Consider the following 15,124-nt stretch of genomic DNA (forward strand, 5'->3'; position numbering starts at 1 on the left):
CGTCAGGATGCAAACATCTTGATTGCGGTTTCTCGCAGCTGAAGGAGAGAATCTATGTGTTTGTCAGCAGAAGTCAGTTTTGGTGCGGCCGCCCTCCTCATCCCAGCGGGGGCGCTTTGCATCCATCGGGCTTACAGAACGGACAAAAGTTACTTGCCAATTGCGGCTTTGCCGCTGCTTTTCGGACTCCAACAATTTTCAGAAGGAATTGTTTGGGTTGCTGGCGCGCAAAATAATATTGCGCTTATTACGCAGGCATCGCTGGTCTATATGTTTTTCTCTTGGCTCGCATGGCCAGTCTGGATCCCGGTTTCGACCTATTTCCTGGAGCCTGCTCGGCGCAAACCGCTTTATCTGGGCTTTGCTATATTGGGCGCAATGCTGGGCGGGCTGCAATATTTTCCATATTTTGCTCATCAAGGATGGCTGGAAACGAAGTTCCTCGATCATTTGATTGTGTATCAAGGCAAGGAGTTGCTCGATTTTGTCGCTGGCCGAGAGATTACCTATTTGATCTATGTAACAGTCGTGATTGGCCCGCTTTTATTGTCCTCTATTCGTGATGTCCGTATCTTTGGAGCACTCGCAGCCCTGGTTCTAGCAGTCACATTCATATTTTTCTCCTATGCCTATGTGTCGGTATTTTGCTTTGGTGGCGCGTTGATGTCGGCTTATCTTGTCTGGATGATATTCCGCGGCCGCGAGCGTCCCGGCTTGGCCGAGAATTTAGCGCACGGAGATTCCCAGGACAGCAATATTGTTGATAAAGTACCAATATAATCAGGAGCTGTTGATCTCTGCGATTGGCTCCAGCTCTAGCTTGCCAGATGTATGGTTTGTTTCACTTCGCGGTTCCATGAAGAATGCCTCGCGTGCGATATGTTATCGTAAAAATTGGTGTTCGATAGGAGCGTGGGTGGTGTTGACCAAAATGCTTCATCAACTCAATAGGCAGCGATTAAGAAAATAGTGTAATATCGTACCGCCGCTCGCGTCCTTGTTTTTGTCCAGCTGATGCCGTGAAATATGTAACGCGGCTGACTTGATCGAAGGGAAAGCAGAATGGTTAAAGATAAAAAAGCGTATCTTGTTGGCGGCGGGATAGGGTCTCTTGCTGCTGCTGCATTCATGATTAGGGATGGCGGCATGCCAGGCGCAAATATAACCATCTTTGAGGCAATGGCTGTTTTAGGAGGAAGCCTAGATGGCGCTGGGGATCCAGAAAAAGGGTATGTAATACGTGGCGGCAGAATGCTCACAACCGATAATTATGAATGCACATGGGAACTTTTCAAAACGATTCCCTCAATTCAAGATCCGGACGTATCGGTCTATGATGAAACTATCGCCTTCAACTTGCGGATGAAAGCGCATTCCAAGGCACGACTGGTCGATCATAATCGCTCGATTTTGGATGTCAGTTCCATGGGCTTTAGCATGTCAGACCGGATGGAGCTGCTAAAACTGACGCAAGCAAGCGAAGAAACGCTCGGGACCAGCATTATAACAGACTGGCTTTCCCCGGCGTTTTTTACGACCAATTTCTGGCACATGTGGCAGACGACTTTTGCTTTTCAACCTTGGCATAGCGCTGTTGAATTTCGGCGGTACCTCCATAGGTTTATGAAAGAATTTTCAAGAATTGAAACGCTCGCGGGCGTGAAGCGCACCGAATATAATCAATATGACTCACTCGTCCTCCCGCTTTTAAATTGGCTTGAGGCAAAAGATGTGCGGTTTCTTCACGACACTATGGTGACAGACGTCTCGCTCAAAACTGACAAATCCATGATCACAGTTACTGATATCAAGCTAAATCAAGACGGCGCGGAGAAATCCATCGCGGTCAATGAAAATGACATCGTCATCTTCCAAAATGGCTCAATGACCGATGCCTCCAGCCTTGGCTCGATGACAAGCGCTCCCGATAAACTAACAAAAGCCGATAGTGGCGGCTGGGCCCTTTGGGAAAAACTGGCCGAAGGCCGACCGGATTTTGGCAATCCTGCGGCATTTAATTCGAGTATTCCGGAGTCCTATTGGGCTTCCTTTACCGTGACGCTGAAAGACCCATCATTTTTTGATCAGATGGAGGCTTTTTCTGGCAATAAGGCTGGCACCGGTGGTTTGGTTACGTTCAAGGACTCCAATTGGCTTATGTCAGTTGTGTTGGCCCATCAGCCACATTTCATCAATCAGCCGAATAATATTCAGGTGTTTTGGGGTTATGCATTGCACCCTGATCGGATAGGCGATTTTGTAGCGAAACCCATGTCCGAGTGTACCGGAGAAGATATACTTCGGGAACTTTGCGGTCATCTCAACTTTGATATGAATACGACTTTCCAAAACGCAAACTGTATTCCGTGCCGGATGCCCTATATTACCAGCATGTTTATGCCGCGGGCGTTGACCGATCGTCCGCTCCCAGTCCCGAAAATATCCAGCAACCTCGGATTTGTAAGCCAGTTTGTAGAAGTACCTGAAGATGTAGTTTTTACAGTTGAATATTCTATCCGAGCTGCCCAGATGGCCGTGTACCAACTCATGGATATAGAGATGGAAATCCCGCCAATCCGCCACCACGATAAATCTCTGAAGGTCAATATTGATGCCGTAATCAAGTCCTTCAAATAGGGCCGGATATCCAGGATTGCCTGGTTAAACTCTGATATGCATTGAACATTCCAAACCAGTCCTGTTTGTGGGCAGTAATTCAGTCCAAAATTGCTTGACCTATAAACTAAGATCATTGGGATGATTGCCTTTATTCAACCGCTGTAGGAATGAGCCAAATCATTGGGCATCTTAACCAGCTGGCTAGCTTCGGAAAGCCTCTAGGCCTTCAACTTCATTGGATCGGCGCAGACGGACTGTAATGAAACGCATTTCTTCGCGTCCTTCATAGTATTGTTCGAAGAATGTTTCCGCAGCCGCTGCTTCGCAGCTGCATGTCCGCAGTCTATAAGGAAATGGCTCAATATGTATCCATTAGCCCATCATGTCGTCGTTCCACTACGCTCTAGCCGACGCTCAGGTCCAAAAAGCCATTCGCGAGGCTCATCCAAGACTGCCTTCATTTGCAGTTTACCATTCCTGTTGGCAGGTTTGGTTATCAATTCTGCATCTGCCGCTGCGCAAGTGAACGTCTATGACTCCGAAGAATTATCGGTTGATGTTGCCATTGATGCCTCTTCGGTGTTGTTTGTTCAGAGCAATTCCTGGTTTGGCGAGCCCGAAGCCAATATTGGTGTTGATAGCAAAAACTGGGCGGAATTTGCGATCGAACCGCAAATATACTTCAAAGTGAAAGATATTTTTGGAGGAGAGCTGTCTGCTGCGGCTTCCGTGGTCAGCACAAAAACCTATGGGGAAAGTGCGGACGGTTTCGCCGCAGGCCTCAACGATCCGGGTAAGACAACATTGGAGAAGCTCTATGTTGGATGGAAAACTGAATTGGGCGTCGATGACTTTATCGAGGTGATCGGCGGCAATTTTGACTATCAGATTGGTACCGGATTTCTGGTCAAGGATGGGGGGCGCGACGGCGGCGATCGAGGCGGTTTTTATCTCGGCGCGCGGAGTGCTTCCAGAAACAGTGCATTGGTGCGGGTGAAATATGATAATCTGCAGGTAGAGGGTTTTTATCTCGGCAACAATCCTGGCCGTGGCGGAATTAAGGCCCATGTCGGAGGGGTTAATGCTGAATATAGCATCCCGGACCGTTTCTCGATTGGCGCGACATACATCCAGGTGGCTCACTTTGATGACCCTCTTTTAGCAAACACAGCTGAAAACCTGAAGACTTATGACGTTCGCGGTTCTGTCAATGTCAACGATCAACTCAAGCTGTCCGGTGAATATGCGAAGCAGCGCGGCGCCGCTTTTTACCGCGGCCAGGGTTGGTATCTACAGACTGATTATACGGTCGATAGTCTGCCGTTCACGCCGACAATTACATATCGCTATGCGGTTGTTAGCGGCGATGACCCCAACACCCCTCAGAACGAAGAATTTATTCCGCTGGCATATGGCTTCACCGATTATGGCCAATGGTATCAGGGCGAAATTGCCGGGAATTGGATATTCGGAAACTCAAATCAGAAAACTCACATGATAAAGGGCTCTGCGGCGTTAAGTGACAAGGTTTCGCTGACTGGATCATGGCTGAATTTCACACTGGACGAACCTGAAAAACTAGGTGTCACAGACAGCGCTTTTGGTAACGAATTTGACCTTTGGCTCGATTGGCAAGCCTCAGAACGATTGTTCCTGTCGGCTGCTGCTGCGGTGCTGGTGCCACAAGACGGGGCCAAGCAATTTACTGGCGGCAGCAAAACATGGGCTCATTTCATGCTCTATGCGAGTGTTTCATTTTAAAAAAATAGGCGGCTTCAACATGACCGACAAGACCGATAGAGCTCCGACAAAAACCAGATCTTTCAAATTCCCAACCGCATATACGATCCTCTTCGCCCTGATTGCCCTTGCCGCAGCTGCAAGTTGGGTCGTTCCAGCGGGCCAGTATGACCGAATTGAAAGCGTTGAACTGGGACAGGAGGTTCCGGTTCCCGGTTCCTACAAGCCTGTTGAGGCCAACCCCCAAGGCGTCGTTGATGTTTTTCTAGCCCCAATTGGAGGCTTTTACGATTCTGATACCGGGAAAGCCCGTGCGATTGATGTCGCCCTATTCGTGCTAATAATCGGTGGATTTCTAGGCGTCGTGAACAGCACAGGGGCAATTGAGAAAGGCATTGCACGAGCCATGCAGCGACTAAAGGGGCATGAAATTTTGATGATCCCCATATTGATGGCGCTGTTTGCTGTAGGGGGCACGACGATTGGGATGGCTGAAGAGACGCTCGCATTTTATGCGCTGCTTATCCCGGTGCTGATTGCTGCGGGCTATGACAAGGTCGTTGCGGTTGCGGTGATATTGTTGGGTGCCGGCATTGGCGTTCTGGGCTCAACCATCAACCCATTTGCCACCGTGATTGCATCCAATGCCGCTGGTATTCCGTTCACAGATGGCTTGGCCTTGCGAGCCATATTGCTTGTCCTAGGTTGGACAGCGTGTGTGGCCTATGTCATGCGCTATGCTGCCCGTGTCAAAAAGGATCCGTCAAAATCGATTCTGGCAGACTTGGCTTCGCCAGTTGATACGCCTTCAACAGACGAAGTGACGGAAACCGACAGCGACAATCTGTCGTGGTCTCAATTCGCTGTTTTGGGCATCTTCATATTAACATTCGCTGTGATGATCTGGGGTGTATCCTCCCAAGGTTGGTGGATGGACAAAATGTCTGCCCTGTTTCTGTTCGCTGCCATTGTTGTGGCTTTGGTCACCTGGATGGGTGAAGAAAAATTCACCGGATCGTTCGTCAGCGGCGCCCGCGATTTATTAGGTGTGGCGCTTATCATCGGCATCGCCCGGGGCATTGTTGTGATCATGGACGCCGGAAAGATAACTGACACGATATTATTCGCTGGCGCGGACCTTCTCAGCGGCCTTTCCCCCGTGGGCTTTGTGAATGTGTCGTTTGGGATAGAATTGGTTTTATCCTTTTTTGTTCCGTCATCCTCAGGTCTCGCGGTGCTTACAATGCCCATTATGGCTCCTCTGGCAGACTTTGCCCAAGTTGATCGCTCATTAGTGGTGACAGCGTATCAATCGGCCAATGGCCTTGTAAATCTTATCAATCCAACCTTTGCAGTTGTTATGGGCGCGCTGGCCATTGGCGGGGTCCCCTACAACCGGTGGCTTCGTTTTATGTGGCCGCTTTTGGTTCTGCTAACTGTACTCATCATGGCAGGGCTCAGCATTTCCGTGATAGCCGCTTGATGTTGGTCCATTCTGGACAAACAGATGCCGTCAGTTGGTTTTCTGAAGACTTTGAGAACGGCTTTACGAGTTTCGCGGTACTTTCTGATTCTCAAACGAATAGTTTTAGGATTGAATTTTTGCATTTTCAAAAAACGAAAAAAGGAAATTAGTCATGACCGGATTTGGTGTTCACTCAGAGATTGGTAAGCTTCGTAAGGTGATAACCTGCCAACCAGGTTTAGCGCATTCGCGGCTAACCCCGGAAAATGCTGAAAGGCTGCTGTATGATGATGTATTGTGGGTTCAAAAAGCGCGAACCGATCACGCCGATTTCAGAATGAAAATGACTGATAGAGGCGTCGAAGTCTACGAATTCAGCGAGCTTTTACGGGATATATTGAAGAAGGTTGAGGCGCGCGCGTGGGTCCTTGATCGTCGCATTACAGAGGATCAGGTGGGAATAGGTCTGATTGGCGAGCTTCGGGCTTGGTTGAACGAGCTTGCCGCTGATCAGCTGGCCCAGTTTCTAATTGGAGGCATCGCTGTTCATGATGTTCCTTTTGCAGTGCACGGTATGTTCGGAAGCTATTTGGGCGTTGACGGATTCATAATACCGCCCTTGCCAAATACGCAATTTCCGCGCGACAATAGCTGCTGGATAGGAAAGGGATTGACTCTGAATCCAATGTATTGGCCAGCCCGCCGACCCGAAACTCTTTTGGTCGCAGCGGTTTATCGTTTTCATCCAGCTTTTTCAGAGGGAGACTTTAAAATATGGTGGGGAGACCCTGACACCGACCACGGTCCGGCAACTCTTGAGGGAGGTGATGTCATGCCTTGGGGTGACGGAACGGTTCTTATTGGAATGGGCGAGAGGACATCCCCACAAGCAGTCGGACAAGTTGCGCGTTCCTTATTTCAAAATGATGTCGCTACACGCGTTGTTGCCTGCCAGATGCCGCGATCGCGCAGTTCAATGCATTTGGACACTGTTTTTACCCATTGCGACAGAGACGTCGCGACTGCCTTTGTTGAAGTCTGCGATCAGATTCAATGCTACAGTTTGAGGCCTGGCGACAAGCCGAATGAAATCGATTTCAGGACAGAAGATAAGCATCTCTTCGAAATCGCCGCCGAAGCTCTTGGCATTAAAAAGCTAAATATCGTGCAAACTGGAGGCGATGCCTATCAGCAAGAGCGAGAACAACGGGACGACGGTAACAATGTAGTGGCAATCGAGCCAGGGGTCGTCATCGCTTACGACCGAAACACTTCGACCAATACTTTGCTTCGCAAAGCAGGCGTCGAAGTTATCACGGTGAAAGGTTCTGAACTTGGCCGCGGCCGCGGCGGCGGACATTGCATGACCTGTCCGGTTTGGCGCGACCCAGTAGAATTTTGAACAGGTTGATCACTTAACTCCATTTTGAGGACACTATAAATGCCATATAATTTAGCAGGTCGCAGCTTCCTGAAGTTGCTCGATTTTGACGAAAAAGCAGTCCAGTATTTGCTGGATTTGGCACGCGATCTGAAGCGTGCGAAATATGCGGGGACTGAGCATCAACATCTCAAGGGTAAGAATGTATGCCTAATTTTCGAAAAGAGTTCGACAAGGACAATGTGCGCATTTGAAGTTGCTTTGATGGATCAGGGCGCCGGATATACCTATCTCGGGCCATCAGGTTCTCACATCGGCCATAAGGAAACAATGAAGGACACCGCCCGTGTGCTGGGCCGCATGTATGATGCGATAGAATATCGCGGCTTTGGTCAAGATACAGTAGAAGTGCTTGCCAAATTTGCCGGTGTACCAGTGTATAACGGATTGACTGATGAGTTTCATCCAACCCAGATGCTTGCCGACCTCATGACGATGCTAGAGCATGGAGGTAAGCCGTTGAATCAAATTTCCTATGCGTTTGTCGGAGACGGGCGCAGTAATGTTGGGCATTCGCTCATGATTGCAGGATGCATGATGGGCATGGATGTGCGGATTGGCGCACCGAAAGCGAATTGGCCGACCGACGAATATGTCAAACCGGCACGAGAGTTTGCCGAAAAATCGGGCGCCCGGCTGACTATTACGGAGGATCCGGTTGCGGCCGTTGCGGGTTGTGATTTTGTCAGTACTGACGTCTGGGTCTCAATGGGAGAGGCAGAGGATGTCTGGGCCGAGCGCATCAAGCTGCTCATGCCCTATCAGGTCAATAAAGCTTTGATGGACGCCACCGGCAATCCCGCCGCCAAGTTCATGCATTGCTTGCCCGCTTTTCATAATGATGAGACCGAAATCGGCAAAGACATATTCAAAAAATTCGGGATCACTGAAATGGAGGTTACAGACGAAGTTTTTGAGTCACCTGCAGGCATCCAATTTGATCAGGCTGAAAACCGGCTTCATACCATCAAGGCAATCCTTGTCTCGACGATCGGAGCATAGGTCATGCGCATAGTAGTTGCCCTAGGCGGGAATGCACTGCTCCGGCGAGGACAGGCCCTTACAGCAGAAAATCAACGTGAAAATGTCAGGATTGCCGCCAATGCGCTTGCCCCGATCGCCGCTGAACATGAGCTAGTTATAACTCATGGTAATGGGCCTCAAGTGGGCCTTCTCGCGTTGCAAGGCTCGGCTTACAAGCCTGATGAAGTTTTTCCATTGGACGTGCTTGGCGCGGAAACAGAGGGAATGATTGGCTATATGATTGAGCAGGAGCTGGCCAATCTTATGCCCAACGGCAAGCAATTTGCCACCGTTTTGACGATGATTCAGGTTAATGCGGATGATCCAGCATTTGCAGAACCAACAAAATTTGTTGGCCCTGTATATGCAAAGAGCGAAGCGGACCAGCTTGCTGCTGAGAAAGGTTGGCGGGTAAAGAAGGACGGGAACGGGTGGCGGCGAGTTGTGGCGTCCCCCCGGCCTGTCAGAATCCTCGAGATTGAACCTATTAGCTGGTTGATTGAAAAAGGTGCTATTGTGATATGTGCCGGTGGGGGAGGGATTCCTGCTGTGCAAAATACCGAGGGCAAGCTTGAAGGCGTTGAGGCCGTAATTGATAAAGATTATGCGAGCGAACTTCTGGCAAGGAAGCTCAATGCTGATCTCTATATAATGGCAACCGATGTCGAGGCCGCCTATTCAGATTGGGGCGGGCCGACACAACGCGAAATCCGTCGTGCGACGGTCGATGGAATTGGGGCTTACGATTTCCCTGCTGGCTCAATGGGACCGAAAGTCGATGCAGCTCAGATGTTTGTGAGCGCGACCGGACGAAAGGCGGCCATAGGCGCTCTCAGTAATTTAGCGGCAATTGTTGGAGGATATGCAGGGACAACTATTGCTGCCGATGGCCCTGCACTTGAATGGGGTGACACAGACAAAAAAGGGAAATACTCATGAAGATACTCATAGTTCTGACCTCACATGATACGCTGGGCGAAACGGGCAGAAAAACTGGCTTTTGGCTTGAGGAGTTTGCCGCCCTCTATTATGTTTTTAAGGATGCCGGCGCGGATATTATCCTGGCCTCGCCTAAGGGCGGACAGCCGCCGATTGATCCAGTAAGTGATGAAGAAGATGCACAAACCGCGGCGACCAAGCGATTTAAAGCCGACAAGGATGCGCAAAAAGCACTGGCTGAGACCGAGATCTTGGCTCAGGTCAGCGATACGGGTTTTGACGCCATTTTTTATCCGGGCGGACATGGCCCGTTGTGGGATTTGGTACAAGACGCCGACAGCAAACGCCTGATCGAGAGTTTCGCCGCCAGCGGCCTGCCCATCGGTGCCGTCTGCCATGCGTCCGCTATATTCAAGCACACCAAAAGCGTGGATGGTACACCGCTGGTTATGGGCAAACGTGTTACTGGTTTTAGCAACACAGAAGAGGCGGCTGTTGGCTTGACTGATATCGTACCGTTCCTCGTCGAGGATATGCTTGCTTCAAATGGTGGCCGCTATGAGAAAGGCGACGATTGGGAGTCATTTGTAGTGATCGATGAGAAACTCGTGACCGGCCAGAATCCGGCCTCTTCCGCAGACGCGGCCCATAAGTTGTTGTCGCTGCTGTAAGATAGACAAGCTTGCAAAGTTCACTGCAGCTAATATTTCGATTGTTTCAAAATGCAAAAATGTACTGGAAATCGATCTGGCTTTCCGTCTGGAACTTGCAACCGATTATACAAACGAGACAATTTTTCACAGCAAATGTGTTTGTGTCCACGGTGACTACAGCTCCGGAAAATTATCTGCCAATGTCGGGCATAAAAGTTTTCCATTCCCGTTGGCTCTCCCGGTGTAACGAAAGTTTCGCTGCGGCGTCTTTAGGGCATGAGGGTTGTAACCTCGGTTAATGCCAAAGGTTTTATATGGGTACCGTGCGTTCTATCATATTTTATATAGCATGGGCGCTATGGACCGCCCTGTTTGGATTAGCTATTCCCTTCCTCTGGCTGAGCGGCTCACCTCCCAAAATCATCCGGATGCTTTCAAGGTTCTGGGCGCGCGGTATACTTATTATGCTTTCTGGTATTGTGGGACTAAAATACGTATTATGGAACGGAAAGAGCGGTCCATCAGGGCCTAGCCTGATCATTTCAAACCATCAATCGATGTGGGAAACCCTAGCCGCGTTGGTTTTATTTCCAGATGTCGCAATTGTTGCCAAGCGCGAGCTCCTGCGTATCCCTGTTATGGGCTGGTATTTGCGGCGTTCACCGATGATACTGATCAATCGTGACGCCGCCGCCAATGCTCTACGCCAGATGGTGGATCAAAGCCGGGCAGCTGTAGCCGCGGGGCGCTCCGTGCTCATCTTTCCTGAAGGGACACGCAAGCGCGTCGGTGCGCCCATCGAGTTTAAACGCGGCGTCGAGCTGCTTTACAAGATGCTTGACGTGCCTTCTATCCCCATGGTTGTAAATTCTGGCTCGTTCTGGGGGATTGGCGGTGGCCCGTTGCGGCCGGGCGTCATCACTGTAGCCTTTGCGGCACCCGTCGATCCCAAACTAAACTCGCGAGATTTCATGAAAACGACCACCGCTTTGATGGAGTCAGAGAAGGCCATCATCGACTATCATTTTGACATCAAATAAGAAACGAGACAGTTAAATAACCAGCAAAACCCAAATTTCCATCTAGAAAAAGCTATGCTGTAATATTGTGTAGTTCCGATACTAATAGCCTTAAGGCCTCCGTCTAGCGAACCTTTTGCAATGAGTTCCTGTGGTACTCTGGACGGCCAGTACAGCATATTTGTGCAGGAGCCTGGCCACTCGTCATGGAAAATGTCATAGTCTATGGGCCACCAAATTCACCATCAAACGAAGGAATGGAATGAAAACAGGGTCGGAGATACGCAATGGTGCTCAGCATGCAAATGCGGCCTGTTCATGCATTACGCTTGACCAAGAAATGTTGGTAAAAATACTAGATGAAAACGCCGGCTCGGAAGGTTTCGGCGTTAGCTTGCCGGCCTCGCACCCCTATCTTTTTGCGAACTCGCCGGTCTTCATGTCACTCGAAACAATGGCGGCAATGAAGGCGGTCGTCGAGGCTGTTGAAGCGGCTGTCGCGCTGCCGCCGTTTCGTGCTGCAGCACTCGAATGGGCGCCGGATATCTCTGCCGCAGACTTTGGGCCCGCTGGCGCGCTGATGGGCTATGACTTTCATCTCACCGAAGCCGGGCCCGTTCTGATTGAAGTCAATACGAATGCGGGTGGTGCGTTTCTCAACGCTATTCTCGCCAAGGCCCAACGGGTCTGTTGCTTCGAGGCGGGTTTGGGTATCGATCCATCCCGGCCAAAGCAGGATTTTGATCTCGAGATCGTCGCCATGTTTGAGAGTGAGTGGAAGCACCAGAGACGCAGCGGGCGTCCGGCGGTAATTGCCATCGTCGATGATGAGCCCGAAACGCAGCATCTCTATCCAGAATTGTTGCTGGCAAAGGCGGTGCTAGAAAAGCACGGTTTTTCAGCAATCATTGCCGACCCGAAAACGCTAGTGGGTTCTGATGACGGACTATCAGTTGACGGGGTTCATATCGATCTTGTCTATAATCGACTGGTCGATTTTACGCTCGACGAACCGGACCATAGAGCGCTCAGGAACGCTTATTTGCACGGAAAGGTTGTCGTCACACCTAACCCGCATGTGCATGCTATGTTTGCCGACAAACGCAATCTTGCGCTGCTTTCCGATGCCCCGTTACTTGCTCAAGCGGGATTGGTGGCAGGGGAGGCTAAGATTCTCAAGTCTGCCGTTCCAAAAACTGTGCTCGTCACTGGTGATAATGCGGACGCACTTTGGGCCGATCGCCGCAATTTGTTCTTCAAGCCGGCGCGCGGCTATGGCAGTAAGGCCGCCTATCGTGGAGCCAAGCTGACCCGCAAGGTTTGGTCCCAAATCATCGCTGGAAACTATATCGCTCAGACCTATGCCCCGCCGAGTTTCCGCCGTGTCGAGCGCGATGGCAAAATGCTGGAGATGAAGATCGATGTGCGGCTTTATACTTATGAGGGAAACGTGTTGTTGATTGCGGCGCGCTTGTACCAAGGGCAAACGACCAATATGCGGACGCCGGGCGGCGGGTTCGCGCCTGTACTGGAGACACCAAACTAACGACCATATTATAACATAGGAATTTCAACCTCCCGGCAGATATTTGCAGCATACGTGATGTACAATTGACAATTACGATATACCCGGTGGTTGAATATAACCTAATCGTTGTTGATTTCCGGGATAATGACGCTGGTTCGGTCAACCCCTGCATTTCCGGTCCGCGTGTTTCGTGCTGATACGATCAGCTCATAGACGCCGCTTGTAGGCAAGGTAAAATCGCCTCCATAACGGCCCGGTGCTTCAATGAAATCAAGCTTGCCGCTGGCGATTTTGCGGCCGACTTGATAGGCCGTGACTTCAACTTTATAGTCTTTAGCATCCCAAAGGCCACCGCTGGTAATCGGACAGCCGCACATGAGCATGGTTGAACTCATAACCTCGATTGTTCGGCTACCCTTAGCGCTGTGCGTATTAGGTTGTGGTGCGATAATGTTGACGGCCAAACCGGGTAACTCGACTACCCAACCATCTCCGCTGGTAACGGGCTGTCCGGGAACAATCCAGCGTTGTGACGTGACCCGACTGCTGGCTTGCATCTGAGCCAAGGGACCAAAGACTTCCGCCGTTACGCGCGTGGGTTGCGACAGATCAAGCTGCGTGGAGAACGCTGCGGCGTCTGGCGTGGCGCGCATCGGGCTTCGCCCCGTCGATTCCATAATTTGTCTGGTATTCCCCGTGCCGCCGGCCGTTATCCAATCGGCCAGTACGTTCCCGCTTTCTGCATCGCGCAACACAATCCGGGCTCCGCCCATCTGATCACCGACAAATTTGGCGTCCTGACTTATAACCCGCACCACCACTTCCGTCGGTTCGGCAAGGGCTGGCGCTGACATACCCAAAATGCCGACTGTGATAATCTTGTATAGTTTTGCAAATTTCGTTTTTGCGCTCTCTTTCCATCCATAAAGGCACTTTGTTATTTGCCCTAACGGTCAATTGCAAATTGGCCCGGCCCTTTGTCATAAAATTAAAGCGATGCGCCCATGATAGCGATATTCTTGAATAGCGGTTGGGTTTGTGGTTCATGGCATAGCCCGTTAGGATGCGGTCCCCCGCAAGATCGAGATAGAGCCAGTGACTGAGTTGAAGCATGCCAGTTCTTCGACATTCGCAAATCCGGCCTCGGTCATCAGAGGGATGAGCGCACCATCCGCATTGGGTTGGGTGTCCAACACGCCATCAAGCTTCTGGATAGTCATCCTGAAAAGCTTGCGCATGAACCATGAACGCTGTTCACCATAATCGGCGATGAAAAGCAGTCCGCCAGCGCCGAGCACGGAACGTATCTCCCGAAGCAGGCGCTTTTTTTCGCCCAACGGAACCTGGTGGAGGACAAGACACAAGGTGGCCTTTGTTGGGATCGGCCAGTCTGAAACCTCGGCTCTTGAGAAATGTGCAACTTTGAAGGTCGGATGGATGTTTTCGCGCACAGCCTTGGTTTGCGCTATGTCGATAGCTGCTTTATCGGGGTCGATACCGAAATAGCTTGTAATGGGATTGTGTTGCGCAAGAAGTATGGCGAGACTGCCTGTTCCTGCTCCAATATCGAGGACAATATCGTTATTTTGAGGGGAAAGGAATTCGATAAGCTTGTTGCGCCAGAGCGTTTCACGTGTGGTTAGTGCAACGCCTAGATCATAAAGCGGTGTAAGCAGATGATGGCCTGCAGCTGGCGTATAGTTCTGATCCGGACTTTTTTGCTGGTTGGTCATTTGGGCTCTCCCCCATCTACCTTCACGCGGGTCGGTGCGGGCGGCAGAGTGCGAAACGGTTCGGCAAGTTGCGCCAGATAGTCTGTCGGATAATCCGCGCGGCCGTCTATCCCGACCGCACCTGCCCGAATTTCGTTGCTGCTCCGAAAGCGCGCGGTGCCGAGCACGATGTCCCAAATCGTCAGGAACAATCCAAAATTGACATCGCCATGCTTTTCGGAGGCAAGATGGTGATGCCGATGCACGGGTGACACAGCCCAGAGAAACCTGAGCGGACCTACGCGCATGTCAACATTCGAATGCTGCAAGTGAAGCTGGATTGCCACGGCGAATGCGCCAACTATTGCAATGTCTCCGGGAATACCAAGCAGCAGCCACGGAAGCGCTCCCGCCGAAATCTCAATCAGCTGGTGTACTGGGTGTTTCAATAGACCATTGAAACCGTAAAGCCGTTGAACCGAATGATGGACAGCGTGAAAGCGCCAAAGAAAAGCAAGACGATGGCTCGCAAAATGCGCGAGCGAGATACCTGCATCCAACAAGAAAACCGCCAACATCAACTGCGCCCAGAACGGTAAGGCTGAGGGCCACAGCGAAGGCCATGGGACAAGACTCGCAAATAACGGCAGTATGAGCACCAGAACGATGATCGAAACCTCATTCACGACCGCATGGGCGATGTCCCGCGCGCCATCGTCATGAGCGCGATTCCAAACAGGTTCAAACGGCGCAATCCTTTCAGCCACGAGAGATGTTGCAATCGCTAAGAGTAACAGGACAATTAGCCACAGCGGAGAGTGATTCGACGTAATGACCCAGATGGCACCCCCTAGGAAACTAAGAAAATATGTGGGAGCATAGAATATTTTGAACAGGAACATGGGCAGAACTCCATCAAGTTGGAGCCTTTTTCTGGCATCAGTGAGATGCAAAGTCTTGAACGTTTCAACGGACGTATTCCGCG

13 protein-coding genes are annotated in these 15,124 nt (G+C 50.7%); 10 read left to right on the forward strand and 3 right to left on the reverse strand.

What is annotated here, in order from left to right; all coding sequences use genetic code 11:
* Window positions 1-54 precede the first annotated feature (54 nt).
* From ACO6S1_RS12700 to ACO6S1_RS12745, 10 genes are all read left to right on the forward strand, one after another.
* Complete coding sequence (locus ACO6S1_RS12700) at window positions 55-780, forward strand: DUF6629 family protein (protein WP_335656572.1); 726 nt, start codon at window positions 55-57, stop codon at window positions 778-780.
* Window positions 781-1,062: 282 nt separating this feature from the next.
* Window positions 1,063-2,637: an oleate hydratase gene (locus ACO6S1_RS12705; protein ID WP_422343036.1), complete on the forward strand. Its 1,575-nt coding sequence runs from the start codon at window positions 1,063-1,065 to the stop codon at window positions 2,635-2,637.
* A 504-nt stretch (window positions 2,638-3,141) separates the two neighbouring features.
* Window positions 3,142-4,380, forward strand: a complete 1,239-nt coding sequence (locus ACO6S1_RS12710; protein ID WP_422343037.1) for a hypothetical protein — start codon at window positions 3,142-3,144, stop codon at window positions 4,378-4,380.
* Between the two features lie 19 nt (window positions 4,381-4,399).
* Window positions 4,400-5,842, forward strand: a complete 1,443-nt coding sequence (locus ACO6S1_RS12715) for a YfcC family protein (RefSeq protein WP_335656569.1) — start codon at window positions 4,400-4,402, stop codon at window positions 5,840-5,842.
* Window positions 5,843-5,996: 154 nt separating this feature from the next.
* Window positions 5,997-7,226 (forward strand): arginine deiminase, encoded by a 1,230-nt coding sequence (locus ACO6S1_RS12720; protein WP_422343038.1) that lies wholly within the window; start codon window positions 5,997-5,999, stop codon window positions 7,224-7,226.
* A gap of 39 nt (window positions 7,227-7,265) precedes the next feature.
* Window positions 7,266-8,267 carry an ornithine carbamoyltransferase gene (argF, locus tag ACO6S1_RS12725; RefSeq protein ID WP_335656567.1) on the forward strand — a complete coding sequence of 334 codons (1,002 nt, stop codon included), beginning with the start codon at window positions 7,266-7,268 and terminating at the stop codon, window positions 8,265-8,267.
* A gap of 3 nt (window positions 8,268-8,270) precedes the next feature.
* On the forward strand, window positions 8,271-9,227 hold the full coding sequence (gene arcC, locus ACO6S1_RS12730; protein WP_335656566.1) for a carbamate kinase: 957 nt from the start codon (window positions 8,271-8,273) through the stop codon (window positions 9,225-9,227).
* Window positions 9,224-9,898 (forward strand): type 1 glutamine amidotransferase domain-containing protein, encoded by a 675-nt coding sequence (locus ACO6S1_RS12735; protein ID WP_335656565.1) that lies wholly within the window; start codon window positions 9,224-9,226, stop codon window positions 9,896-9,898. Before arcC ends, ACO6S1_RS12735 begins: the two co-directional genes overlap by 4 nt.
* 296 nt (window positions 9,899-10,194) lie before the next feature.
* Window positions 10,195-10,920 (forward strand): lysophospholipid acyltransferase family protein, encoded by a 726-nt coding sequence (locus tag ACO6S1_RS12740; protein ID WP_422343039.1) that lies wholly within the window; start codon window positions 10,195-10,197, stop codon window positions 10,918-10,920.
* A gap of 241 nt (window positions 10,921-11,161) precedes the next feature.
* Window positions 11,162-12,445 (forward strand): hypothetical protein, encoded by a 1,284-nt coding sequence (locus ACO6S1_RS12745; protein ID WP_422343040.1) that lies wholly within the window; start codon window positions 11,162-11,164, stop codon window positions 12,443-12,445.
* Between the two features lie 101 nt (window positions 12,446-12,546).
* Here ACO6S1_RS12745 and ACO6S1_RS12750 read toward each other — a convergent pair whose 3' ends face one another.
* The 3 genes from ACO6S1_RS12750 to ACO6S1_RS12760 form a co-directional block, all read right to left on the reverse strand.
* Window positions 12,547-13,281, reverse strand: a complete 735-nt coding sequence (locus tag ACO6S1_RS12750) for a hypothetical protein (RefSeq protein ID WP_422343041.1) — start codon at window positions 13,279-13,281, stop codon at window positions 12,547-12,549.
* A gap of 204 nt (window positions 13,282-13,485) precedes the next feature.
* The gene (locus ACO6S1_RS12755; protein ID WP_335656561.1) at window positions 13,486-14,160 is read right to left on the reverse strand and encodes a class I SAM-dependent methyltransferase; all 675 of its coding nucleotides are present in this window, start codon (window positions 14,158-14,160) and stop codon (window positions 13,486-13,488) included.
* The gene (locus ACO6S1_RS12760) at window positions 14,157-14,906 is read right to left on the reverse strand and encodes a sterol desaturase family protein (protein ID WP_422343042.1); all 750 of its coding nucleotides are present in this window, start codon (window positions 14,904-14,906) and stop codon (window positions 14,157-14,159) included. Before ACO6S1_RS12760 ends, ACO6S1_RS12755 begins: the two co-directional genes overlap by 4 nt.
* Window positions 14,907-15,124 lie beyond the last annotated feature (218 nt).

The sequence above is a fragment of the Parasphingorhabdus sp. genome, from assembly GCF_965233695.1.
GTDB lineage: Bacteria > Pseudomonadota > Alphaproteobacteria > Sphingomonadales > Sphingomonadaceae > Parasphingorhabdus.